Annotated in this window: 14 protein-coding genes and 1 pseudogene; 9 read left to right on the plus strand and 6 right to left on the minus strand. The window is 65.8% G+C overall.

Annotated elements, in window-relative coordinates; genetic code table 11:
- The 5 genes from AC1DX5_RS23620 to AC1DX5_RS23640 form a co-directional block, all read left to right on the plus strand.
- Nucleotides 1-1033 (plus strand): SO2930 family diheme c-type cytochrome (locus tag AC1DX5_RS23620; RefSeq protein WP_478017721.1); only part of this gene is annotated, 1033 nt, incomplete at its 5' end.
- Nucleotides 1030-2283 carry a D-arabinono-1,4-lactone oxidase gene (locus AC1DX5_RS23625; RefSeq protein WP_478017722.1) on the plus strand — a complete coding sequence of 418 codons (1254 nt, stop codon included), beginning with the start codon at nt 1030-1032 and terminating at the stop codon, nt 2281-2283. The genes AC1DX5_RS23620 and AC1DX5_RS23625, both read left to right, overlap by 4 nt.
- On the plus strand, nt 2283-3425 hold the full coding sequence (locus AC1DX5_RS23630; protein WP_478017724.1) for a DSD1 family PLP-dependent enzyme: 1143 nt from the start codon (nt 2283-2285) through the stop codon (nt 3423-3425). The genes AC1DX5_RS23625 and AC1DX5_RS23630 overlap by 1 nt, the downstream gene beginning before the upstream one ends.
- Entirely contained in the window at nt 3422-4546 is a 1125-nt protein-coding gene (locus AC1DX5_RS23635; RefSeq protein ID WP_478017726.1) for a hypothetical protein, read from the plus strand. The genes AC1DX5_RS23630 and AC1DX5_RS23635 overlap by 4 nt, the downstream gene beginning before the upstream one ends.
- Entirely contained in the window at nt 4543-5178 is a 636-nt protein-coding gene (locus tag AC1DX5_RS23640; RefSeq protein WP_478017729.1) for a TetR/AcrR family transcriptional regulator, read from the plus strand. The genes AC1DX5_RS23635 and AC1DX5_RS23640 overlap by 4 nt, the downstream gene beginning before the upstream one ends.
- A gap of 202 nt (nt 5179-5380) precedes the next feature.
- Here AC1DX5_RS23640 and rpoC read toward each other — a convergent pair whose 3' ends face one another.
- Together rpoC and rpoB are read right to left on the minus strand one after the other, a co-directional pair.
- Nucleotides 5381-9649, minus strand: coding sequence for a DNA-directed RNA polymerase subunit beta' (gene rpoC, locus AC1DX5_RS23645; RefSeq protein WP_478017731.1), 4269 nt, complete (start codon nt 9647-9649; stop codon nt 5381-5383).
- Nucleotides 9650-9725: 76 nt separating this feature from the next.
- A pseudogene (gene rpoB / locus AC1DX5_RS23650) lies at nt 9726-13877 on the minus strand (DNA-directed RNA polymerase subunit beta).
- Nucleotides 13878-14202: 325 nt separating this feature from the next.
- On the opposite strand from rpoB, the gene AC1DX5_RS23655 reads away from it, so the two are divergent.
- Complete coding sequence (locus AC1DX5_RS23655; protein ID WP_478017732.1) at nt 14203-15489, plus strand: hypothetical protein; 1287 nt, start codon at nt 14203-14205, stop codon at nt 15487-15489.
- Between the two features lie 173 nt (nt 15490-15662).
- Entirely contained in the window at nt 15663-17051 is a 1389-nt protein-coding gene (locus tag AC1DX5_RS23660; RefSeq protein ID WP_478017734.1) for a hypothetical protein, read from the plus strand.
- Nucleotides 17052-17142: 91 nt separating this feature from the next.
- Here AC1DX5_RS23660 and AC1DX5_RS23665 read toward each other — a convergent pair whose 3' ends face one another.
- From AC1DX5_RS23665 to rplJ, 3 genes are all read right to left on the minus strand, one after another.
- On the minus strand, nt 17143-18108 hold the full coding sequence (locus AC1DX5_RS23665; RefSeq protein ID WP_465169687.1) for a hypothetical protein: 966 nt from the start codon (nt 18106-18108) through the stop codon (nt 17143-17145).
- 308 nt (nt 18109-18416) lie between these two features.
- Nucleotides 18417-18797 (minus strand): 50S ribosomal protein L7/L12, encoded by a 381-nt coding sequence (gene rplL, locus AC1DX5_RS23670; protein ID WP_465169686.1) that lies wholly within the window; start codon nt 18795-18797, stop codon nt 18417-18419.
- Nucleotides 18798-18860: 63 nt separating this feature from the next.
- On the minus strand, nt 18861-19382 hold the full coding sequence (gene rplJ / locus AC1DX5_RS23675) for a 50S ribosomal protein L10 (protein WP_465169685.1): 522 nt from the start codon (nt 19380-19382) through the stop codon (nt 18861-18863).
- Between the two features lie 439 nt (nt 19383-19821).
- Here rplJ and AC1DX5_RS23680 point away from each other — a divergent pair, with 439 nt between their 5' ends.
- Entirely contained in the window at nt 19822-22281 is a 2460-nt protein-coding gene (locus AC1DX5_RS23680) for a PhoX family protein (RefSeq protein ID WP_478017736.1), read from the plus strand.
- A 53-nt stretch (nt 22282-22334) separates the two neighbouring features.
- Here AC1DX5_RS23680 and AC1DX5_RS23685 read toward each other — a convergent pair whose 3' ends face one another.
- The gene (locus tag AC1DX5_RS23685; protein WP_478017738.1) at nt 22335-24059 is read right to left on the minus strand and encodes a VanW family protein; all 1725 of its coding nucleotides are present in this window, start codon (nt 24057-24059) and stop codon (nt 22335-22337) included.
- 149 nt (nt 24060-24208) lie between these two features.
- Between AC1DX5_RS23685 and AC1DX5_RS23690 the strand changes: the two genes are divergently transcribed.
- A complete protein-coding gene (locus AC1DX5_RS23690) occupies nt 24209-24700 on the plus strand; it encodes a nuclear transport factor 2 family protein (RefSeq protein ID WP_465174108.1) in 492 nt (163 codons plus the stop codon).
- The last annotated feature ends 15 nt before the right edge of the window (nt 24701-24715 follow it).

Raw genomic sequence — 24715 nt, forward strand, 5'->3', positions numbered from 1 at the left:
TCGCCGCCCGTCCTTCGCCGCCCGTCCTGGCATGGTGACCTATGAGCTGCAGACGCCGTTGTTCAGCGACTATGCGCAGAAATGGCGGACGATCTGGATGCCCAAGGGCGTGCATGCGAGCTATGATCCCGATCGCTGGTTCGACTTTCCGGTCGGCACCATCGTCACCAAGACCTTTTATTTCTCCACGCCCGCCGGCGCCGCCGCGCCGCAGACCAGCGGCGAGGTGCTGAAGGTGACGCCCGCGACCTATCAGACGGGGGTGGACGGGCTCGATCTGGGGCATGTCCGGCTGATCGAGACGCGGCTGCTGGTGCGGCGCGAAAGCGGCTGGGTGGCGCTGCCCTATGTGTGGAATGCCGAGGGCACCGATGCGACGCTGGAGCGGACTGGCGCCGATGTGCCGCTCACTTTGGTCGATGGCGCGACGCGCACGCCGTTCGATTACAGCGTGCCCAACCAGAATCAGTGCGGCGGCTGCCATGTGCAGGATTTCCGCACGCGGGCGATCGACCCGATCGGGCTGAAAGCGCGTCATCTCGACCGGACCTTTCCGGGCGAGGGCGGCGAGATCAACCAGCTCAAGCGGCTGGTGGCGAAGGGCTATCTGACCGGCGTGCCAGGTGCCGTTCCGCAGAATGCCAACTGGCAGGACGAGACGGCAAGCGTGGATGCGCGGGGGCGGGCCTATCTCGATATCAATTGCAGCCATTGCCACAATCGCGTCGGCGCGGCGCGGACCTCGGGGCTGTGGCTCGACGCCGCGACGAGCGATGCGCGGCTGCTCGGCATGTGCAAGCCGCCGGTCGCGGCCGGTCGCGGCACGGGCGACCGTCCGTTCGACGTGGTGCCGGGCAAGCCCGATGACTCGATCCTGCCCTTCCGCCTCGCCAGTACCGATCCGGGCGTGATGATGCCTGAGCTGGGCCGGAGCCTGTCGCACAAGGAGGGGGTCGATCTCGTGACGCGCTACATCACGGCGCTGAAGGGCGACTGCACCGAAGATACCGGCCCCAAGGAGGGCGCAAGATGAGCTGGGCGAACTGGTCCGGCAGCGTCACGGCGAGCGCGCCGGTGCTGCGCCCGAAGACCGAGACCGAATTGGCGGTCGCGGTGCGCGGCGCGCGCACCGTGCGGGCGGTTGGGGCAGGGCATTCGTTCATGCCGCTCGTCCAGTCTGACGGGGTGATCCTGTGCCTGGAGGACATGGCGGGCACGATGACCGTCGCGCCCGATCGCAGGACGGTGCGCATTCCCGCCGGATGGAGCATCAAGCGGCTGACCGCGGCCTTGTGGGACGAAGGGCTGGCACTCGCCAATCAGGGCGATGTGAACCCGCAATCGCTGGCCGGGGCGATGGGCACCGGCACGCATGGCACGGGCCGCGACCTCGGCAATCTCTCGACCTTCGCGCGCGGTTTCCGGCTGATCGGCGCGGACGGCGAAGCCGTGTGGTGCGATGCGACGACCAGCCCGGACCTGTTCCAGGCGCAGCGCCTCTCGCTCGGCCTGTTCGGCATCGCGACGGAGATCGAGGTCGGGGTGGTGCCCACCTTCCACCTTGCCGAGCGGATCGCGAAACGGCCCTGGGGCGAGATCCGCGAGCGTTTCGACGAGCTGGTCGAGCAGGAGCGGCATGTCGAGTTCTGGCTGTTCCCGCACGCCGACAGCGTGATCCTGAAGACGCTCCGGCCCTGCGACCCGTGCGATCCGCCTGTCTCGACGAGCGACATCGAGGAAGCGACCTTCCGGCGCCTGCTCGATCTTGGCGCCTGGGTGCCGCGGCTGATTCCGACGCTGCAGCGGGTGATGATGAGGACCAACATGGACGGCGGCCGGCGTGGGCCGGCGCATGCCATCTTCCCGTCCGACCGCACGATCCGGTTCGAGGAGATGGAATATGAGATGCCCCGCGCGGTCGGGCTCGAGACGCTCGACGAGGTCGTGGGGTGGATCCGCCGCAAGAAGCTGCCCGTGGCCTTCCCGTTCGAGTTCCGGGTCGTCGCGGCCGACGATATCTGGATGAGCCCGATGAACCAGGGCCCGGTCGCGGCGATCTCGATGCATCAATATGCGAAGATGCCGTGGCGCGGCCTGTTCGCCGATGCGGAGGCGATCTTCCGCGATCATGGCGGCCGGCCGCACTGGGCCAAGCGCCACACGCTGACGCGCGCCGACGTGGACCTGCTCTATCCGATGGCCGAGCGGTATCGCGAGGTGCGACGTTCAGTCGATCCGGCGGGCAAGTTCCTGAACGCGCATTTGACGGAGCTGTTTTCCTGATGGACGATCTCGCCCTTCACGCGCATCTGATCGGCCAGCAGGGCTCGCGCAGCGCGCTTAACACGCCGGTGCTGGTGCTCGATATCGAGAAGCTCGACCGCAATATCGCGACGATGCAGGCCTTTGCCGACGCGAAGGGCGTGGCGCTCCGGCCGCACGCCAAGACTCACAAGAGCGTCGATATCGGCCGGCGCCAGATCACGGCAGGCGCGGTCGGCCTGTGCTGTGCCAAGATCGGCGAGGCGGAGGTGCTGGCCGATGGCGGGATCACCGGGCTGCTCATCACCTCGCCGATCAGCGCGCCGGCCGCGATCGAGCGGCTGTCGGCACTGGCGAAGCGCGGGATCGGCCTGATGGCGGCGATCGACAATCCCGAGATGGTGAAAAGGTGGGACGATGCGCTGACCTCGGTCGGGGCGATGCTGGAGGTGGTGATCGATGTCGACCCCGGCATCAGGCGCACCGGCGTCGCCTCGCCCGAGGCAGCGGTCGCGGTGGCCGAAGCCATCGCGCGATCCTCGAACATGACCTTTCGCGGCGTCCAATATTATTGCGGCATGCAGCAGCATATCGAGGACTATGCCGCGCGGCGCGCCGCGATCGTCGACCGCACCGATTATCTGCAGAGCGTGATCGCCGCGCTGACCGAGGCGGGATATCAGCCCGAGATCGTCACCGGATCGGGCACCGGCACGCATCATATCGATCTCGAGCTCGGCCTGTTCACCGAGCTTCAGACCGGGTCCTATGTCTTCATGGACAAGCAATATCTCGATTGCGATCTGGCCGATGGGCCGTTGCCGCCGTTCGAGACGTCGCTCTCGGTCGATGCGCGGGTGGTGAGCGCGAACCATGACGCGCTGGTCACCATCGATGCCGGCTTCAAGTCGCTGTCGACCGATGGGGGCGCGGCGCAGGTTCAGCGCGGGGCGGCGCCCGAGGCGATGTTCCTGTTCATGGGCGACGAACATGCCGCACTGATCGCGCCCGATATCGGCACGCGGCTGCGCCCGGGCGACCCGGTGAGCCTGACCGTGCCGCATTGCGACCCGACGGTGAACCTTTACGATTATTACCATGTCGTCCGGGGGGACACGCTGGTCGAGATGTGGCCGGTCAGCGCAAGAGGCCGGGCGCGTTGACCCTCTCCACCGATCGCGTGCTGGCGGTGTTCGTCGTCGGCGTGATCGGTGTGCTGATCCCGGGGCTGCAGCCGCAGCTGCTCGGTGCGCTGGCGGCGGAGGGTCGGTTGTCGGTAGCGGCGCTTGGCATCCTCGCCACGGTCGAACTGCTGGCAATGGGGATCGCGGCCGGTGCCGCCGGCTTTATCCTTTCCGTGACCCGGCTGCGTGCGATAGCGGCGATGGCCTTGCTTGTGATCGCCGCCGCGGATCTGCTGACTCCGTTGCTCGGCACCGGGCCCCTGTTCGCGGCGCGGATCGTGGCGGGGCTGGGGGAGGGAGTGCTGATCTGGATCGTGATCGGCTTCATCATCCGTACCGACCGGCCCGAGCGCTGGTCGGGCATCTATCTCGCGGTGCAGACGCTGGCGCAGTTCGCGCTGGCCAGCGCGATCGGCTATGTCGCGGCCACCAGTGCAGGCGGGTTTACCGCCCTGGGGACGGTCACCCTGGCCGGGCTGCTGGCATTGCCCTGGCTGCCGGGTGCCTATCCGCCGCTGACGGCCAGCGACGACACCGGCGGCCTCCCGCCGGCGCGTGGGCTTGTCGCGCTGGGCGGCGTCGTCCTCTATCTCGCCTTCATCGTCGCGGTCTGGGTCTATGTCGAGCCGCTCGGGCTCGAGCGGGGGATATCCCAGGCGACGATCCATCTTGTCGCGCCGCTGTCGCTTGGCATGCAGGTGCTGGGCGCGGGCGCGGCGACGCTTCTTGCCGGGCGGTTGCCGGCGCGCGGAACGATCGTGACCGTGGGCCTGATCAATCTCGGCCTGCTGGCGATCATGGGCGCGCCGCCCTCGGCTACTGCATTCGTCGTCTCTACGGCAGCGTTCGGTTTCCTGTGGTTGTTCGCCCTGCCGTTCCAGATCCCGATCGTCATTGCCGCCGACCCCAGCCGGCGCGCGGCCTTGCTGATCGGCGGGGCGCAATTGACGGGATCGAGCCTGGGGCCGTTGCTTGCGGGCGTGTTGATCGGCGACAGGGATGTGGCGCATGTGTTGTGGTTCGGCGCGGTTTGCGCGATTGCGGGAATAACGGCGCTGATCGGCGCCGTCGCAATGCAGAGGAAAACGGGAGAGGCGTGACGATATCGGGGCTTGCCACTGACAAGCGCCCGCTCCCCAAACAGGAGCGGGCCCAGCAGACCTATGAGCTGCTGCTGGACGTTGCCGGGAATCTGCTTGCCGAAGTCGGCATCGACCGCATCTCGACCAACATGATCTGTTCGCGCGCCGGGCTCACGCCGCCCGCGCTGTACCGGTACTTCAAGGACAAATATGATGTGCTGGAGGCGCTTGGTCTGCGCCTGATGGCGCGCCAGAACATCGTGCTCGAGCAATGGATCGCGCGCCACGCCGACGAGGGGATCGACGCGCTGCGCGGCGGCATCGAAGAATTGCTGCGCGATACCGCCGCCGTGACGCAGAGCGAGCCGGGCGCGGTGTGGATCCTGCGCGCGCTGCACGCCTCGCCGCGGCTGGTGCATGTCCGCCTGGAATCGCACCGCTACGTCACCGACAAGCTGGTCGAGGCCTATATGCGGTGGCTACCCGATGCCGATCGCGAAGCTTTGTGGCAGGAAGTGCGGCTGTCGGTCGAACTCGGCTTCGCGGCGGACGAGATGCTGCAGGAGGAGACGCGCGTTTCAGCCGACGCGGTGTTCAGCCGGGTCGCCCGTATCCTGCAGGCCGATAGCGCGGTCCGGCCCGCGGAGTAGACATTTCTCTCCGTTCGTTTCGAGCGAAGTCGAGAAACATTGATCGGGCGCCAAGCACGGTTTCTCGACTTCGCTCGAAACGAACGGATGGGGTGGCTCTGATTTTACGCTCGATGCGCTAGCGCGACCTCAACGCATAAAGAAAAACCGCCGCCCGGGTGGCCCGGACGGCGGTGATTCATGTGAGCACTGAACCAGTGGATTACTTGTTCAGATACTCGCCGGCATCCGCGTCGGTGCCGGTGCCCGAGGTCGTGACGGACGCCAGGGCATCGCTGCCCGTATCGTCAGCAACGTCGCGCAGCTTCTCGGCCGCACGCTCTTCCGCCGCCGAATTAGGGGCGATGAGCACTTCCTGCAGGCGACGCTGCTGGACGCGAAGAGCTGCGTCACGGCTGGAGGCCGCCACGCGCAGGCGGTTCATGCCCGCGCCGGTACCCGCCGGGATGAGCCGGCCGACGATGACGTTCTCCTTGAGGCCGATCAGCGTGTCCTGCTTGCCCTGGACTGCCGCCTCGGTGAGGACGCGCGTGGTCTCCTGGAACGACGCCGCCGAGATGAAGCTGCGGGTCTGCAGCGACGCCTTGGTGATGCCGAGCAGGACGGGCTTGCCCTGTGCCGGGGTCTGCTTCTTGTCGATCTTCGAGTTGATGTCGTCCATCTCGTCGCGATCGACCTGCTCGCCGGCGAGCAGCGTGGTGTCGCCGCCGTCAGTGATCTCGACCTTCTGCAGCATCTGGCGAACGATCACCTCGATGTGCTTGTCGTTGATCTTCACGCCCTGGAGACGATAGACCTCCTGGATTTCCGACACGAGATATTCAGCGAGCGGCTCGATGCCGAGCACCTCCAGAATGTCGTGCGGATCGGGCGAGCCGCCGATCAGATTGTCGCCGCGCTTGACGTAGTCGCCTTCCTGGACGTCGATCACCTTCGACTTCGGCACCAGATACTCCACGACCTCGCTGCCGTCCTCGGGCTGGATGCCGATCTTGCGCTTGGCCTTGTAGTCCTTGCCGAACACGACGCGGCCCGAGACCTTCGCGATGATCGCGTTTTCCTTGGGCTTGCGTGCTTCGAACAGCTCCGCAACGCGGGGCAGACCGCCGGTGATGTCACGCGTCTTCGCGGCTTCGCGGGAGACACGCGCCAGAACGTCGCCGCCCTGGACCTGCGCACCGTCCTCGACCGAGAGCGTGGCGCCCGGTGCGAGCATGTAACGGCCGGCCTCGCCCGAACCTTCGTCGAGCAGGGTCAGGCGCGGACGCAGATCCTCCTTCGACTTGGTCGCGGCACGATATTCGGTGACGACGCGCTGAGAGATACCGGTCGCTTCGTCGGCCTGCTCGGTGAGCGTCTTGCCCTCGATCAGATCGACATATTTCACGATACCGGGGTTCTCGGTGATCACCGGCATGGTGAACGGATCCCATTCCGCCATGCGGTCGCCCTTGGTGACGATATGGCCGTCGTCGAACAGGACATAGGCACCGTAGGGGATGCGATGCACCGCCCGCTCGCGCCCGTCCATGTCGACGATCGCGACTTCGCCCGAGCGGCTCAGCACGACGCGACGGCCGCGCTGGTCCAGGATGATGCGAAGGTCGCGATATTCCATCGTCCCGTCGGCAACTGCCTCGAGGTTCGACTGCTCGTTGAGCTGCGCCGCGCCGCCGATGTGGAAGGTCCGCATCGTCAGCTGGGTGCCCGGCTCACCGATCGACTGAGCGGCGATGACGCCGACTGCCTCGCCGATGTTCACCGGCGTACCCCGGGCGAGATCGCGCCCGTAGCACTTGCCGCAAACGCCGATCTTGGTCTCGCAGACCAGCGGGCTGCGGATCTTGCAGGACTGAGTGCCGATCGCCTCGATCTGCACGATCATCGGCTCGTCGAGCAGCGTGCCCGACGGGATGATGACCTCACCGGTCTTGGTGTCGATGATGTCCTCCGCGGTCGTGCGACCGAGGATGCGCTCGCCGAGCGACGCGATGGTCGAACCGCCCTGGACGATCGCACGCATTTCCAGCGCACGCTCGGTGCCGCAATCATTCTCGATGATGACGCAATCCTGCGACACATCGACCAGACGGCGGGTCAGGTAACCCGAGTTCGCGGTCTTCAACGCCGTGTCCGCGAGACCCTTGCGGGCGCCGTGGGTGGAGTTGAAATACTCGAGGACGGTCAGGCCTTCCTTGAAGTTCGAGATAATCGGCGTTTCGATGATCTCGCCCGACGGCTTGGCCATGAGGCCGCGCATACCGGCAAGCTGCTTGATCTGCGCCTGCGAACCGCGGGCGCCGGAGTGGGCCATCATGTAGATCGAGTTGATCGGGGCTTCGCGGCCGTTCGGCAGCTTTTTCACCGACTTGATCTCGTCCATCATGGCGTTCGCTACCTGGTCGCCGCAACGGCTCCAGGCGTCGATCACCTTGTTGTACTTCTCCTGCTGCGTGATCAGGCCGTCCTGATATTGCTGCTCGAAGTCCTTCACCAGGGCGCGGGTCTCATCGACCAGCGGAACCTTGGCGTCAGGAATGATCATGTCGTCCTTGCCGAACGAGATGCCCGCCTTGAACGCGTGCTTGAAGCCCAATGCCATGATCGCGTCGGCGAACAGCACGGTCTCCTTCTGGCCGGTGTGACGATAGACCTCGTCGATCACGTCGCCCACGTCCTTCTTGGTGAGGAGGCGGTTGACGGTGTCGAACGGCACCTTCGAGCTCTTCGGGAGGCACTCGCCGAGCAGCATGCGGCCCGGGGTGGTCTCGTAGCGCTTGAGATACTGGTTGCCCGCTTCGTCGGTCTGCGGAACGCGGCTGATGATCTTGGTGTGGAGCGTCACCGCGCCGGCCTCGATCGCCTGATGGACCTCCTGCATGTCGGAGATCATCATGCCCTGGCCGGGCTCGTCCTCCTTCATCATCGACAGATAATAGAGACCGAGCACCATGTCCTGCGACGGCACGATGATCGGCTTGCCGTTCGCGGGCGACAGGATGTTGTTGGTCGACATCATCAGCACGCGCGCTTCCAGCTGGGCCTCGAGGCTCAGCGGGACGTGCACGGCCATCTGGTCACCGTCGAAGTCGGCGTTGAAGGCCGAGCAGACCAGCGGGTGAAGCTGGATCGCCTTGCCCTCGATCAGCACGGGCTCGAATGCCTGAATGCCGAGACGGTGAAGCGTCGGCGCGCGGTTGAGCATGACCGGGTGCTCGCGAATGACTTCGTCGAGGATGTCCCAGACTTCCTTGCGCTCCTTCTCGACCCACTTCTTGGCCTGCTTCAGGGTCATGGAAAGACCCTTGGCGTCCAGACGGGCGTAGATGAAGGGCTTGAACAGCTCGAGCGCCATCTTCTTCGGCAGGCCGCACTGGTGCAGCTTGAGCTCCGGACCGGTCACGATGACCGAACGGCCCGAATAGTCGACGCGCTTGCCGAGCAGGTTCTGACGGAAGCGGCCCTGCTTGCCCTTGAGCATGTCGGACAGCGACTTCAGCGGACGCTTGTTGGCGCCGGTGATCGTGCGGCCGCGGCGGCCGTTGTCGAACAGGGCGTCGACGGCTTCCTGCAGCATGCGCTTTTCGTTGCGGACGATGATGTCCGGCGCACGCAGCTCCATCAGGCGCTTCAGGCGGTTGTTGCGGTTGATCACGCGGCGATACAGATCGTTCAGATCCGACGTCGCGAAGCGACCGCCGTCCAGCGGCACCAGCGGGCGCAGCTCGGGCGGGATGACCGGCACGACTTCGAGGATCATCCATTCCGGGCGGTTGCCCGAATCGATGAAGCTCTCGACGACCTTCAGGCGCTTGATGATCTTCTTCGGCTTCAGCTCGGACTTGGTGACTGCCAGTTCTTCCAGCAGGTCCTTGCGCTCGCCCTCGAGGTCCAGGCTCTCGAGCATGATGCGGACTGCCTCGGCGCCGATGCCGGCCGAGAACGCGTCCTCGCCATATTCATCCTGCGCGTCGAGCAGCTCGTCCTCGGTGAGGAGCTGATACTTCTCGAGCGGGGTGAGGCCCGGCTCGATCACGATGTACGCCTCGAAGTACAGCACGCGCTCGAGCTGCTTGAGCTGCATGTCGAGCAGCAGGCCGATGCGCGACGGCAGCGACTTCAGGAACCAGATGTGCGCGACCGGGGCGGCCAGCTCGATATGGCCCATGCGCTCGCGGCGGACCTTCGAGACGGTGACCTCGACGCCGCACTTCTCGCAGACGATGCCCTTGTACTTCATGCGCTTGTACTTGCCGCACAGGCACTCGTAGTCCTTGATCGGACCGAAGATGCGCGCGCAGAACAGGCCGTCACGCTCGGGCTTGAATGTGCGATAGTTGATGGTTTCCGGCTTCTTGATCTCGCCGAACGACCAGGACCGGATGCGCTCTGGCGAGGCGATCCCGATCTGGATCTGGTCGAAGGTTTCCGGCTTGGCCACCGGATTGGCGAAGTTGGTCAGTTCGTTCATGTCTCAATTCCCTCCAGGGAAAAATTCTGTGCGGACGGGGAGGGAGCGCTGCCTTCGGAGGGCAGCGCTCTATCCACTATGCCGCCGCGATCGCGACGCCGTCCGAGTCGAACTGCTCGACGCTCTTCAGCTCGACGTTCAGACCCAGCGACCGCATTTCCTTGACCAGCACGTTGAAGCTCTCCGGAATGCCGGCCTCGAACGTGTCGTCACCCTTGACGATCGCCTCATAGACCTTGGTGCGGCCGACCACGTCGTCGGACTTCACCGTGAGCATTTCCTGCAGCGTATAGGCGGCGCCATACGCCTGGAGTGCCCAGACCTCCATCTCACCGAAGCGCTGRCCGCCGAACTGSGCCTTGCCGCCCAGCGGCTGCTGGGTGACGAGGCTGTACGGGCCGATCGACCGCGCGTGGATCTTGTCGTCCACGAGATGGTGCAGCTTCAGCATGTAGATRTAGCCCAYCGTCACCTTGCGATCGAACKGCTCGCCGGTGCGKCCGTCGAACAGGTCCGACTGACCCGAGGTGTCGAGCCCGGCGAGCGTGAGCATCGCCGAAACGTCCGCCTCACGGGCACCGTCGAACACCGGCGTCGCCATCGGCACGCCGCCGCGCAGGTTCTGCGCCAGTTCGATGATCTCGGCGCTCGAACGGGCGTCGATCTCGGCATGATATTGCTCGCCATAGACGGTCTTGAGGCGATCCTTGACCACTTCGGGCATGGCGCCTGCGGTGGGGTTCGGATTGGCCTCGCGCCAGTCTTCCAGAGCCTGCGAGATCTGCCCGCCCAAGCCGCGCGCGGCCCAGCCGAGATGAGTCTCGAAGATCTGACCGACGTTCATGCGCGACGGCACGCCCAGCGGGTTCAGCACGAGATCGACCGGCGTACCGTCGGCGAGGAACGGCATGTCCTCCGCCGGCAGGATACGGCTGATCACGCCCTTGTTGCCGTGACGGCCGGCCATCTTGTCGCCCGGCTGCAGCTTGCGCTTCACCGCGACGAAGACCTTGACCATCTTGAGCACGCCCGGGGGCAGCTCGTCGCCGCGCTCCAGCTTCTCGCGACGATCATGGAACTTGTCCGTGATCAGCTTCACTGCATCGTCATACTGCGCCTTGACCGCTTCCAGATCGCTCTGGGTCTTGTCGTCGGCGACGGCGAACTTCCACCACTCGTGGCGATCGACGCTGTCGAGCAGGTCGGCGTCGATCTCGGCGCCCTTCTTCAGGCCCTTCGGCGTGGCGGTGGCGGTCTGGCCGAGCAGCATCTCGCGAAGGCGCGACCAGGTCGCGCGGTTCACGATGGAGCGTTCGTCGTCCGAGTCCTTCTTCAGGCGCTCGATTTCCTCGCGCTCGATCGCCATCGCGCGCTCGTCCTTGTCGATGCCGTGGCGGTTGAACACCCGGACTTCGACGACGGTACCGGCAACGCCTGGCGGCAGGCGGAGCGAAGTATCGCGCACGTCCGATGCCTTTTCACCGAAGATGGCGCGGAGGAGCTTTTCCTCCGGCGTCATCGGCGATTCACCCTTGGGGGTGATCTTGCCGGCCAGGATGTCGCCCGGCTCCACTTCGGCGCCGATATAGACGATGCCCGCTTCGTCGAGGTTGCGGAGCGCTTCCTCGCCGACGTTCGGGATGTCGCGCGTGATGTCTTCCGGCCCGAGCTTGGTGTCGCGCGCCATGACTTCGAATTCCTCGATATGGATCGAGGTGAAGACGTCGTCCTTCACGATACGCTCGGAGATGAGGATCGAATCCTCATAATTATAGCCGTTCCAGGGCATGAACGCGACGAGCGCGTTGCGGCCCAGCGCCAGCTCGCCGAACTCGGTCGACGGGCCGTCGGCGATCACGTCGCCGACATTGACCACGTCGCCCACTTTCACCAGCGGACGCTGGTTGATGCAGGTGTTCTGGTTSGARCGCTGGAACTTCATCAGCSKGTAGATGTCGACGCCCGACTKGCCGGCTTCGACTTCGCCCGTGGCGCGAACCACGATACGGGCCGCGTCGACCTGGTCGACGATGCCCGAGCGCTTGGCCGAGATCGCGGCGCCCGAATCGCGCGCCACGGTCTCTTCCATGCCGGTGCCGACGAACGGCGCCTCGGCGCGCACCAGCGGCACGGCCTGGCGCTGCATGTTGGAGCCCATCAGCGCGCGGTTGGCGTCATCGTTTTCCAGGAACGGAATGAGCGATGCGGCGACCGAGACGAGCTGCTTCGGCGATACGTCCATCAGGGTGATGTTGTCCGGGATCGCCATCAGGAATTCGCCTGCCTGACGCGACGACACCAGGTCCTCGACGAAGCCCTTGGTCGAATCGAGCTCGGCGTTGGCCTGCGCGATCGTGTGCTTGGCTTCTTCCATCGCCGACAGATAGACGACATCGTCGGTGACCTTGTGGTCGACGACCTTGCGGTACGGCGTCTCGATGAARCCGTACTTGTTGACGCGSSYGAAGSTSGCSAGCGAGTTGATCAGRCCGATRTTCGGGCCTTCCGGCGTCTCGATCGGGCAGATGCGGCCRTAATGCGTCGGRTGMACGTCGCGSACTTCGAARCCGGCRCGCTCRCGGGTSAGACCRCCCGGYCCAAGTGCCGAAACACGACGCTTGTGCGTCACTTCGGAGAGCGGGTTGGTCTGATCCATGAACTGCGACAGCTGCGACGAGCCGAAGAACTCGCGCACCGCGGCGACCGCGGGCTTGGCGTTGATCAGGTCGTTCGGCATGACGGTCGACACATCGACCGAGGACATGCGCTCCTTCACGGCGCGCTCCATGCGGAGCAGGCCGACGCGGTACTGGTTCTCGAGCAGCTCGCCGACCGAACGCACGCGGCGGTTGCCGAGATTGTCGATGTCGTCGATTTCGCCCTTGCCGTCCTTCAGGTCGACCAGCGTCTTCACGACCGCGAGAATGTCTTCGGTACGCAGCGTGGTGACCGTGTCCTCGGCGTCGAGGTCGAGGCGCATGTTSAKCTTSACGCGGCCGACGGCCGACAGGTCGTAGCGGTCCGGATCGAAGAACAGGCCGCTGAACAACGACTCAGCGGTTTCGAGCGTCGGCGGCTCGCCGGGGCGCATGACGCGGTAGATGTCGGACAGCGCCTGCTCGCGCTCCTCGGCCTTGTCGGCCTTGAGCGTGTTGCGGATCCACGGGCCGGTGGCGACATGGTCGATGTCGAGCAGCTCGATCCGGTCGATGCCGGCCTTGTCGAGCAGTTCGAGATTCTCGGCGGTCACTTCGTCGCCGGCTTCGATGTAGATCTCGCCGGTCGCTTCGTTGATCAGGTCATAGGCCGAATAGCGGCCGAAGATCTCTTCGGTCGGGATCAGCAGGTCGACGAGACCGTCCTTGGCGGCCTTGTTGGCAGCGCGCGGGGAAATCTTCTGGCCCGAGGCAAACACGACTTCGCCGGTCTTCGCATCGATGATGTCGAACATCGGCTTCTGGCCGCGCCAGTTCTCGGCCTGGAACGGGATGATCCAGCCGCCCTGGCCGCGAACGAAGGTCACGCGGTTGTAGAAATAGTTGAGGATTTCCTCGGAGTTCAGGCCGAGCGCATACAGCAGCGCCGTGACCGGCAGCTTGCGCTTGCGGTCGATACGGACGTTGACGATGTCCTTCGCGTCGAACTCGAAATCGAGCCACGAACCGCGATACGGAATCACGCGCGCGGCGAACAGATACTTGCCCGAGGCGTGAGTCTTGCCGCGGTCATGATCGAACAGGACGCCCGGCGAGCGGTGCATCTGACTGACGATCACGCGCTCGGTGCCGTTGAYGATGAAAGTGCCGTTCTATGTCATGAGCGGCATGTCGCCCATGTASACGTCCTGCTCCTTGATATCGAGGACCGACCGGGCCTCGGTATCGGCGTCCACCTCGAACACGATCAGGCGCAGGGTAACGCGCATCGGCGCCGCATAGGTGATGCCGCGCTGGCGGCACTCGTCGGTGTCGAACTTGGGGGGCTCGAGCTCGTAGTTCACGAAGTCGAGTTCGGCGGTGCCGGCGAAATCGCGGATCGGGAAGACCGACCGCAGGGTCTTTTCCAGGCCCGACACATAGCCGATCGAGGGATCCGACCGCAGGAACTGTTCGTAGGATTCGCGCTGAACCTCGATCAGGTTCGGCATCTGCACCACTTCGTGGATGTTGCCGAACACCTTGCGGATGCGGCGCTTGAGCGTGCCGCCCTCGATTGCTTTGGTCGCCATGGAGTTTTTTGCCCTACCAGCCAGAATGTCATGCCCGGAATCCACCGGGCGGGCACGCATGAAGACGCAAAAAGCCGCTCGTTTTCGAAATGTCGAAAACAGCAGCTCCTGGCGTCTTATGAACCCATAGCCTCCAATTCGATCGACATGCTGCGCGACGGCACGTCATTTCCCGAAAGCTGTGGTGAGGAGCGCGATATAGGGACCGTGTTGGAAACTGTCAAACGCCGCGCAAAAAACGCTTCGTCGGCAGCCGGGAACGGCTCGGCGCGATTTCGGTATTGTGGCGGGTCCGACTGCGGGTTCCCTTCATTGACTATGCGTCATGAAACACAAACCCGCAACCCGCCGCGCGTTCGCCGCGCTTGTCCCCGCCACCTTTTTGCTGGCCGTTCCGGGCTATGCACAAGAGGTCCAACCCGTAACGCCACCGGCCCCGCCGGTGCAGCAGATGGTGGCGCCGCCGCCGGTGGTCCCGACGATCGCGCCGCCCGCCGCTACGGTCGCACCGCCGCTCGTCACCGCCGCGCCGACCGTGACCGCTGAACCGGAAGCGCCGGCGCAGGCCGCGACTGCCCGCACCACGCGGACCGTCACCCGCTCGACTCGTGTGGTCCGTGCCCCGGCGCCCGCGCCGGTTCGCGCGGCTCCCGCACCGGTCGCGGCAGCGCCCGTTTCGACGCCGGCGGAAGTCACGCCGGCACCGGTAACGCCGGCGCCGGTCGAAGCGGCCGCCCCGGCACCTGCGCCCACGCAGGAGGCCGTCACGCAGAGCACCATCGCGACTCAGGGCGCCCCGATCTGGCCGTGGCTCGTCGCGGGCCTGGTCGCACTGATCGCCGTGGCCGGTTTCCTCGTCATGCGCCGCCGCCGGGTCGAGGATGATGAATTCTATTACGAAGAACCGTATGTCGAGGAGCATGCAATCGAGGCCGCGCCGATCCGCAGCGAGCCTGCGCCGTTTGCGCCCGACACCGAGCCGCAGTTCCTGCGTACCGCGCCGCTGGCCGCAGCCGCCGTACTGAGCGACGAACCGGCGCCGGTCGCGGCGGAGGACGCGACGCTGGTCGAGCCCGAGGCAGGGGAAGTCGCCTCGCTGACAGAGGGCGAGGCGCCGGTTGCCGATCGCCCATGGCTCGAAATGTCGCTGCGCCCGGTGCGGGCCGGCACCAATGTCGATGAGGCGCTGGTAGAGATCGAGCTGACCGTCGGCAATTCGGGCTCGGTCGCGGCCGAGCACGTCCGTATCTCGACCTTCATGTTCGCGTCGCAGCCGGCCAATGGCAGCGATATGGAGCGTATGCTGATCGAGCGCGGCAACGACGGCGTACCGCCGGTGACGATCCGTCCAGGCGAGGGCACCCGCGTCGATGCGACCTTGGCGCTGTCCAAGGCCGAGTTGATCGAGAGCACCAATGGCTCGATCCTGCCGATCATCGTTGCCGATGCACGCTACACGCTGCCGGACGGTAGCGAAGGACGCACCTCCGCCTCGTTCACCATCGGCGTGAGCGAAGAGGGTGGCCCGGAAATGGCGCCGATCCAGCTGACCGAGCGTGCGATGCACGACGATGTCGAGGCCAGGTTGCACGGGGTTCCCGAACACGCCTGACACCCGAGCGATGAGAATGCCGGGCCTGCCTTCCGATCCGGAGGGCAGGCCCGGTCGCATTCGCTGAACGATTTGCCGCAGGGGAAGAAGCTGTCGTATCGCGTTCAGAAATGCCGGGCTAAGGCAGTGACGTGGGGATAATGTTCAAGTTCGCCGCCCGCCATGTTCGGGCCATGACGCTTCCGTTGACGATGTCGGCTGGTGTGATCACGCCGGCCTTTGCGCAGAGCGCGCCCGCTCCGACACCGGCGCCGACGCCCAACCTCATTCCGGGACTGGAGAAGTTCAGCCTGACGCCGAGCCCCGGCTCGACGGTGACTCAGCCGGCGACGCCGCCGCCTGTCGTCCGGACGCTGCCGACGCCCGTGCCGTCGCCGACACCGGCTCGGCCCGTAACGGCGTCGGAGGCCCAGGCGAGCGGGACTCCGCTGCGTCGGCTTCCGCCGAAGTCCGTGCCCCTCCCGACGGCGCAGCGCCCTCCGGTCGCCACACCGACATCAGCCCCGCTTCCGGCAACCACGGCGGCGCCCCTCCCCGAAGGGGCAGAGACCGCCGCGGCAGTGACTCCTGCCCCGGTCGCAAGCGTGACGGCGGCGCCAGCGCCCGTTGTCGCGGCAGGAGAGGATGGCCCTTCGTGGCCGCTCCTGGGTGGAGCGGGAGCGATCGTCCTGCTTATCGGCGGGCTGGGTTTCTGGCTCCTGCAGCGGCGGGAGCGATTCGAGGACGATGACGCGCCTGCGTCCGAGAATGGGAAACACGCGCATTTCGACCTGATCGCGGACAGGCCGGACTCGCCACCCGCAACCGCACCACGCGCTCGCGATGTGGCGGCGGCCGCCTTTGCTCCTCCGCCGGTCGCCCTCGATATCGGCACGCCGCCAAAGCGAGGGGCACACGCGATATTCGATCTTGGAGCCGTCGCGCCCGAGCCGGCCACGCCAGAAGCCTCCCGGATCGCGGAAGATGAGGCTCACGCGGAAGCGGAGGACCCCGTGCCGAAGCCGGCGCCGGTTGAGGCGGTGCCGTCGCCGGTCGCGCCGCCTGCAACCGTCACGGCGCCCGTCCGTGCCAGGCTCGACATCGAACTTTATGCGAAGCGCGCCGGTACCAATTTATTGAGCGCCGCGGTCGAGTACGACATTGTCATCAGCAATATCGGCGAAGCGATCGCGCGGGCGATCCAGGTCGATGTGCGGTTGCTGAGCGCCGGGACCGAACAGGATGGCTGGATCGGGACGCTGTTCTCCAGCCCGATCGAGCGCCCGACCACGGCACCCTTCGATTTGCCGCCACGCGGCTCGATCGAGCTGACTGGCATGGCGATGATGCCGAAGGAGATGGTCAGCGTGATGGCGGTGCAGGATCGCCAGCTGTTCGTGCCGGTGCTGACGATCAACCTGCTGTACGATTGGGACGGCGGCACGGGTCAGACCGCGACATCCTATGTGGTCGGGGTTGATCGGGGCGAGGGGACCAAGCTGGCGCCGTTCAGGCTCGATGGCACGCCGCGCATGCATGAGGGCGTCAGTACCTTGCCCTACACCATTTCAGTGCGGCGCTAGCGCCGCCCTGTCGGGCCGTCCATTCCGAACGGCGAGTCAATCAAGGGAAGCCCGGCCGGATCTGCTACACCATTCCGGCCGGGCTCCGCGATTACTTCAGGGTAACGGTCGAGGTCGGCAGGCCCGGGCTCGCCGTATCCGGGCCGAGCCGATTGTTGCCGAACGACTGGACGGTTGCGACACCGGTCGTCTTGATGCCGAACAGGTTGTCGTAAAGCCCGACGTTCGACAGGCGGATTGTCGTTCCGTTGGTCGCAAATACGCCCGCATCCAGGCTGCCGGCGATCGTCACAGTGTCCAGAGACGCCGTCGCTGCGCCCGAAGCGGTCCACACGCCGCGGCCGTTGTTCGACAGGTTGCTGTTGGCGATGGTCGCGACACCGCCGGCTTCGACCTTGACGGCGATTGCGGCTTGCGAAACCGTGACGTTGTTCAGGAATGCGGCAACCGCGACGCCGTTGACCGATTTCACGCTAACGCCAATGTGGATGACGTTGATGATGTCCACATCCGTCATATGGAGCGTTGCGCCGACGCTGCCTGCTTGCGGTTCGAAGCTGATCGCCGGGACCGATCCGGTGCCCTGGTTCGAGATGCTGACATTTTGCAGCGTGAGCGATTTGCCGCCCAGGAAGCGAACGGCATAGGTGCCGACAGTCACGCCCGCACCGTTGATCGTGAGGTTGCGCAGAACGACCTTGATGGTCGGCGCGGTCCCGCCGTTCGGGTCGTTGATGATGACGCCGGGAACGCCCGAGTTCAGGATACCGCCGGCCCCGCCGTCAGTGCCCTCGGCACAATCGAGCGTGATCGACTTGGTGATGGTGACCGAGCCAAACCCGCCCGGATCGAGGCAATCGATCTCGCCGCCGCTGGCGGTCTTGGAGATCGCGCCGGCCCAGGTCTTGCACGGTGCAGTGCGGCTGCACGGATTGGCATCGTCGCCGACACCTGAAATCCAGGTACGGGTGGCCTGGGCGCTGGCCGGCGCGGCGAAGCACAGGCCAAACAGCATCGCCGTTACGGCGAGACCGATCGTCTTGATCAAACGAGTCATGGAACCCCTCCCCAAATGCGCATCATGCGCGACTTAGCCGGCGCGACGTCGCTGACCGGTCCGGCGTGAAGAACGACGGCGCGAGCGGCGCTTAACGGCCTGTCACGGAGCGCTTTACCCCAATTCCGCCTGCAAAAGCTATTGGAAAGGATTCGACCTTCTTCAGTACCTTCCCAGCATTACGTGCTTGAGAAGCGCAGGTTTTCGTCATGTGTTGGGATCAAAAAAAGGGCGGCCCCTTGCGGAGCCGCCCTTCTTTTGTCTCTGATTCCGGATTGATCCGGAATGACTTACGCCGAAGCGAAAGATTACTTGACTTCGACGGTCGCGCCAGCGGCTTCGAGCTGGGCCTTGATCTTCGCGGCCTCGTCCTTCGAAACGCCTTCCTTGACGGCCTTGGGAGCCGACTCGACCAGCGTCTTGGCTTCGGTCAGGCCGAGCGAGGTGATCGCGCGGACTTCCTTGATGACGTTGATCTTCTTGCCACCGTCGCCGGTGAGGATCACGTCGAACTCGGTCTGCTCTTCAGCAGCCGGGGCGGCGCCGGCGCCACCAGCGGCCGGGCCGGCAACGGCAACGGCAGCGGCGGCGGAAACGCCCCACTTCTCTTCGAGCAGCTTCGAAAGCTCAGCGGCTTCGAGGACGGTCAGTTCGCTCAGCTGGTCAACCAGCGCGTTCAGGTCTGCCATGTTCATTCTCCGTATCGGGGCAGGTGCCCCATTGGGTTCAGTTCAAAAAGTATCGGTGCCTTTTCAGGCAGCTTCCTTGTCCTTGTCGGCGTAAGCCGCGAACACGCGTGCGAGCTGCGCCGCAGGAGCCTGGGTGACGGTCGCGAGCTTGGTTGCGGGTGCAACCAGGAGGCCCACGATCTTGGCACGCAGTTCATCCAGCGAGGGCAGCGTTGCGAGCGCCTTCACGCCTTCGACGTCGAGGACGGTCGCGCCCATCGATCCACCCACGATTTCGAACTTGTCGTTCGTCTTCGCGAAATCGACCGCAACCTTGGCTGCGGCGACGGGATCGATCGAGGTGGCAAGGCCTACCGGCCCGGTGAGCATGTCGCCCAGCGAGAGATAGTCGGTGCCGTCGAGCGCGATCTTGGCAAGCTTGTTCTTCGAGACCTTGTAGGTCGCGCCGGCATCACGCATCTTGTTGCGCAGCACCGTCGACTGAGCGACGGTGAGGCCGAGATTGCGGGTGACGACCACCACGCCGACCTCGGAAAAGGTGCGGTTCAGTTCGGCGACGAGCTCGGTCTTTTGAGCACGATCCATGCCATTCTCCACGTGTCTGACCCGCTGGCCGAAGCCACCGGGCCGGTTGAACCGGAGACGCGGAAAACCCGCGCTTCCGGGGTGTCCGTCGATTGGGGCATGGGAACTGACCGCAAATGCGGCAGCAGACCGGCCGCGCTGACGCGCGAGCGGAAAAATTCCATTCCCCGTCTAGGCGGGAAATTAAGGCCGGAGGATTCCGGCCACCCACTGTCTCGGACGGTAGCTTGCCGGGTGCGAACACCTGGCGAGCGAGCGCGGGTCCTTAGCGACATCTCCGCGGAAGTCAACAAATGCGTGGACCATTGTCGCTGTCCCTGAATGGACGCCGATCTGTCACGGAATCGTCAAGGAATATCCATCACGCCGTCAGGTGGGCCGCACAAGAGGAACCGGACAGCGAATCCGAACCGGATCGCGATCCACCGGGGGTATCCTTATGACTGACTCGACCACCGTCACGTTCGGCTATGACGACGGCGACATCGACACCAATCGCAGCGGCGGCGTTTCGCTGAACGACATGGTCGAGCGTCGCTATTCGCGGCGCGACGCCCTGCGCGGTGGTGTGTCGGCGGCGGCGTTCGCGGTGTTCGGCGGCGCCGTGCTGGCGGCATGCAGCGACAAGGATGCGGCGGCCGACCCCGCCCCCACGGTGACCGCGGGCTCGTCGGGCACGACCAGCTCGGGCCGGGTCGTGACCCTGACCGGCATCGCCGCCGATAATGGCGGGATCGCGTCGCAGAGCTTCACCCAGGTTTCGGGGCCTGCCGTCACGCTGACCAACGCGGGCAGCGGCGCTGCGACCTTCGTCGCGCCCAGCGTGAGCGCCAGCACGCCGCTCGTCTTCCGTTATGCCGCGGTCGACTCGACGGGCCAGACCTCGTCGGTCGAGACCACCGTGACCGTGACGCCGGCGACCCTGGGCTTCACCCCGGTCGCCAAGAACCGGCTCGACAAGGTCAGCGTGCCCGACGGCTACAGTGTGTCGATCCTGTATCGCCTGGGCGATCCGATCGCCTCGGGCACTGCGGCCTACAAGAATGACGGCACCGACACCGATTTCGCCAATCGCGCGGGCGACCATGGCGACGCACTCTACTGGTTCGGCCTCGCTGCCGCAGGCAACGCCCGCGAGGACACCAGCAGCACGCGCGGCCTGCTCGTCATGAACCATGAGAACATCAACCAGCCCTATCTCCACGTCGCCGGCGCCACCACCGTGGCAGGCGCGCGGCCCGAAGCCGAAGCCCTCAAGGAAATGGAGTGCCACGGGCTCAGCATCGTCGAAGTGTCGAAGGCCGGTGCCGCCTGGAGCTACAATCAGGCCGGCGCGCTCAATCGCCGCATCACGCCGCTGACGCCGACCGTGTTCAACGGCCCGGTGCGCGGCGCCGCTCAGCTCCGCACGGTCTTCTCGCCGACCGGCGTCGCCGGTCGCGGCACGATCAACAATTGCGCCAACGGCTATACGCCCTGGGGCACCGACCTGACCTGCGAAGAGAATTGGGCCGGCTATTTCCGCCGCCCGACCGCCGCCGACAATCCCCGCCGCACCCCGAAGGAAGTGGTTGCGCTCACCCGCTATGCCGTCACCAGCGCGACCGGCAATTTCGGCTGGGCGACCGTCGTTCCGGCAGATCCGGCGAGCACCATCTACCGCCGCTGGGACGCGCAGGCGACCGGCGCCGACGCACTCTCCGACTTCCGCAACGAAGCCAACCAGTTCGGCTGGGTCGTCGAGATCGACCCGTACGACAAGACCGCCGCGCCGCGGAAGCGCACCGCGCTTGGCCGCATGAACCATGAGGGCTGCTGGCCGTCCAACTTCGTCCCCGGCCGCAAGCCCGCCTTCTACATGGGCGACGATGCGGTGAACGAATATCTCTACAAGTTCGTCTCGGCGAACGCATGGTCGGCCGCCGATGCGAGCTCGGCGGACCGCCTCGCCATCGGCGACAAATATCTCGACAATGGCACGCTCTATGTCGCCAAGTTCAACGCCTCGGGCAGCGGCGAGTGGCTGCCGCTGATTTTCGGCACCGGGCCGCTCACATCGGGCAACGCGACCTATGCCTATGCCGACCAGGCGGACGTGCTGACTCACGCCCGTCTCGCCGCCGACGCGCTCGGGGCGACCAGAATGGATCGTCCGGAGTGGACCGCGGTCAACCCGGTGACTGGCGAAGTCTATCTGACCCTGACCAACAACTCGACGCGCACCCCGGCCAACACCGACGCGGCCAACCCGCGCGCCTATATCGATCCGCCGAGCACCTCGGTCTCCAATCGCAACGGCCATATCATCCGCCTGCGCGAGACGGGCGACACCTCGGAAGCGCTCAACTTCTCCTGGGACATCTATCTGTTCGGCGCCGGATCGGATCTCGACGCGACCAACATCAACGTGTCGGGCCTGGATGCGACCAATGATTTCTCCAGTCCGGACGGCCTGTGGTTCGGCCGCCCGTCCAACGCCTCGGGCCTGGTCAAGCCGGTGCTCTGGATCCAGACCGACGATAGCGCCTATACCGACGTCACCAACTGCATGATGCTTGCGGCGATGCCGGGCAGCGTCAACGATGGCGGGGTCAAGACGATCACCAATACCCCGACCGGCGGCGCCGGCATCGCCCAGGCCACGCGCGTCGGCGCGGCGCCGGGCACCTTGCTGCGGCGTTTCCTCGTCGGTCCGCTGGAAGCGGAAATCACCGGCGTCGACTCGACGCCGGACGGCAAGACGCTGTTCGTCAACATCCAGCACCCGGGCGAGAACGGCAACACCGGCAACATCACCAGCAACTGGCCGGCGAGCCAGGCCGCTCCGGCCCCGGGCAACCGCCCACGCTCGGCCACGGTGGTGATTACCAAGAACGACGGCGGCGTGGTCGCGCTGTAAGCGACTATTGGGCAAAAGAAGGAAAGGGCCGGGGTCATTCCCGGCCCTCTTTGTCAGGCGAGCAGCGCAACCAGAGCGGCGCGCAGCGCCTGCGGATCGTCGGGCGCGACGAAGGTCAGACCTGGTTGCGGCGGCAGACCGCAGGCCCGGGTCGCGATCACTGGCAGGCCAGCTGCCAGCGCGCGAAGCAGCGTGTGCGGGCGATGCTCGACAATGGCCGGGAGCACCACGGCTGCCAGCGTCGGGCGTTCGCCCGGCGCCAGGTGCCTGACGTTCAGCCCGCGCCAGAAGTCCGGGCCTTCTGCCGCGCTGCGTTCGATGAGCAGTTCGATCTCCAGACCCGCCATGGCCTCCCGCATGGCATGAGTGCCCTTGCGCGCGAGGCCAGGGCCGGCGAACAGGACGCTGCGGCCCCCGCGCATCGCTCCGAGTGGCGGGGCAGGGGCCCAGTCGAGCAGATCGACCCGGCCAGCGGGGAAAAGCTCGGCGACGGCATGATGCGCGGTGACGAGACGGGTTGCCGCACCCAGCGCCTCGCGCTCTGCAGCGACGATCGATGGCGGCGCCCGGAAATCGCCCAGCGTGGAGTTGTCCGGGTGACGGGTGAATGCCACGTCGAGAATGCGATGGAGCGCCTCCAGGGGAAGCCGCTCCATCAGTACCTCGAAGCTCCGGCCTTGCAGAGCGCCCAGCCGCCAGAGATGGGGGAGCAGCGACTGAGCCACGACGAGATGGGTGTGGTCCGGTGACAGGCGGCGGGCATGGGCGGCAGCGAACCGCGCGTCTGCGGCCAGCATCACGCGCGCCAGTGGCATGGTCGCCCGCGCCCTGAGCGCAACGGCACGGTAGAGAGCGGTGATATCGGCGGTTCGCTCCTGGCCGAGGCCAGGCCAGGCATGTGCCGCCTTGCCGAAGCGGCGCGTCGAAAGATGCAGCATGTCGCCCGGAGTCGCGCGCGCCGTGTACAGGGCGGTGAATTCGGGCGTCGCCGCATCGACCAGCCAGGCGGTGGGTAGCGACGCCGCCTCTCCATCGGGATCGTGCCGGTGACAGGCGATCTGGCCGCAGCGCAGACAGTCATGCGCCGCGATGCCGGGGACAAAGGCGAGCATCGCTGGTCCGACCTCGGCGCCTTGGCCGCGGATGGTCAACTCGAGTTGGTCGGCAGTCAGCCGGGCTTCGATCCGGAACGGATGACGGCCGCGCAATCGGAGGTCGAGATAGTTCCAGAACACCGTGGCGTCACGCCCGGCCGCCGCGCGCGATCCGGGCACGATGCGCGTGTGCGCATGACGCTCGACGATCTCGAGCCCGGCCTGCAGGCCCGCGTCATACAGCGCGTTCGACAGCTGGCAGAGTCCGCCGCCGATCGTCGCGATCATGCAGCCCTCACGCAGTTCTCGCCCGGCGACGTAACCGCGCTGGCGGATCGGGCGGCCGACCTGCCGCCAGAAGCTCAGGGTTCGTCCCGCTTCGACTTCGATCCCGTCCAGGCCACGCAGCGCGCAACGCAGATTCTGGATCTTGCCGGCATTGAGGGCGCGATCCTTTTCGCCGCCCGCATTGGTCCAGAGTGGCGTGCGGACGGTCGCCAGGATTGGCGCCTCGATCAGTGCGGTACCATGGCGGTGACGCGTCGGCCCGAGGCCGGGCATGACGTCCTGGGCGGTACGACGGGCGCGGAGCAGGCTGGCCTTGGCGGCGAAGACAAGCGTGCTGGCACGGGTCGGCACACCCGAACGGGGCATCGCCGCTGCCGCCATGAGCCGGTCGTTCATCCTGCGTCTTCCTCGAAGAAGCGCAGGATTCCCGTTCCCGGGCTCGCCGTCAATCATGCGGTGCCGGTGTTGAACGCAAGAAGCGGGATGCCGCTCGACGCACCGGCGCTAGCCTCGACAGCCTTGACCCCGTTCAGGAGAGATGAACCATGGCGACGTCACCCATCGGCCCACGCGAGGCCGTCATGGCCTTTTATCAATCCTATGCGACGCGCGATGCGGATCGGATCGCGGCGTGCTTCACCGAAGACGTCGTCTGGGTCGCGCCGCCGGGCAACGCGACTCAGGTTGCACTGGGGCTGGGCCATCCGGACGAGGCCGGGCCGCCGGATGGATCGAACAACCTCGATCGCGATGCGATCGTCGATTTCATCGCGCATGATTTCGGCCGGCTGTTCGTCAGCGACATCGCCAACGACTTCAAAGGCCTTCACGTGGCGGGCGATCATGTCATCGCCGAGCACCGCATGTCCGCGGCGCTCGCCAATGGCCGTTCCTATGTGAACGACTATTGCTTCGTCTTCCATGTGGTCGACGGCAGGATCGCGGCCGTCCGGGAATATATGGATACGCGCGGCGGCTGGGTTCAGATGTTCGGCGATGCCGAGCCGGGCGCGATCGTACCGCCACGCCGGCCATGATGGCCGCATAAGAAA

It is taken from the genome of Sphingomonas sp. P2_B6 (assembly GCF_056404755.1).

What these genes read in the sequence shown, in the direction of transcription:
- rplJ (WP_465169685.1), bottom strand. Translation starts at nt 19,382, where the DNA reads ATGGATCGTGCTCAAAAGACCGAGCTCGTCGCCGAACTGAACCGCACC.
- AC1DX5_RS23625 (WP_478017722.1), top strand. Translation starts at nt 1,030, where the DNA reads ATGAGCTGGGCGAACTGGTCCGGCAGCGTCACGGCGAGCGCGCCGGTG.
- AC1DX5_RS23665 (WP_465169687.1), bottom strand. Translation starts at nt 18,108, where the DNA reads ATGACTCGTTTGATCAAGACGATCGGTCTCGCCGTAACGGCGATGCTG.
- AC1DX5_RS23690 (WP_465174108.1), top strand. Translation starts at nt 24,209, where the DNA reads ATGGCGACGTCACCCATCGGCCCACGCGAGGCCGTCATGGCCTTTTAT.
- rplL (WP_465169686.1), bottom strand. Translation starts at nt 18,797, where the DNA reads ATGGCAGACCTGAACGCGCTGGTTGACCAGCTGAGCGAACTGACCGTC.
- AC1DX5_RS23660 (WP_478017734.1), top strand. Translation starts at nt 15,663, where the DNA reads ATGACGCTTCCGTTGACGATGTCGGCTGGTGTGATCACGCCGGCCTTT.
- AC1DX5_RS23680 (WP_478017736.1), top strand. Translation starts at nt 19,822, where the DNA reads ATGACTGACTCGACCACCGTCACGTTCGGCTATGACGACGGCGACATC.
- AC1DX5_RS23655 (WP_478017732.1), top strand. Translation starts at nt 14,203, where the DNA reads ATGAAACACAAACCCGCAACCCGCCGCGCGTTCGCCGCGCTTGTCCCC.
- rpoC (WP_478017731.1), bottom strand. Translation starts at nt 9,649, where the DNA reads ATGAACGAACTGACCAACTTCGCCAATCCGGTGGCCAAGCCGGAAACC.
- AC1DX5_RS23685 (WP_478017738.1), bottom strand. Translation starts at nt 24,059, where the DNA reads ATGAACGACCGGCTCATGGCGGCAGCGGCGATGCCCCGTTCGGGTGTG.
- AC1DX5_RS23630 (WP_478017724.1), top strand. Translation starts at nt 2,283, where the DNA reads ATGGACGATCTCGCCCTTCACGCGCATCTGATCGGCCAGCAGGGCTCG.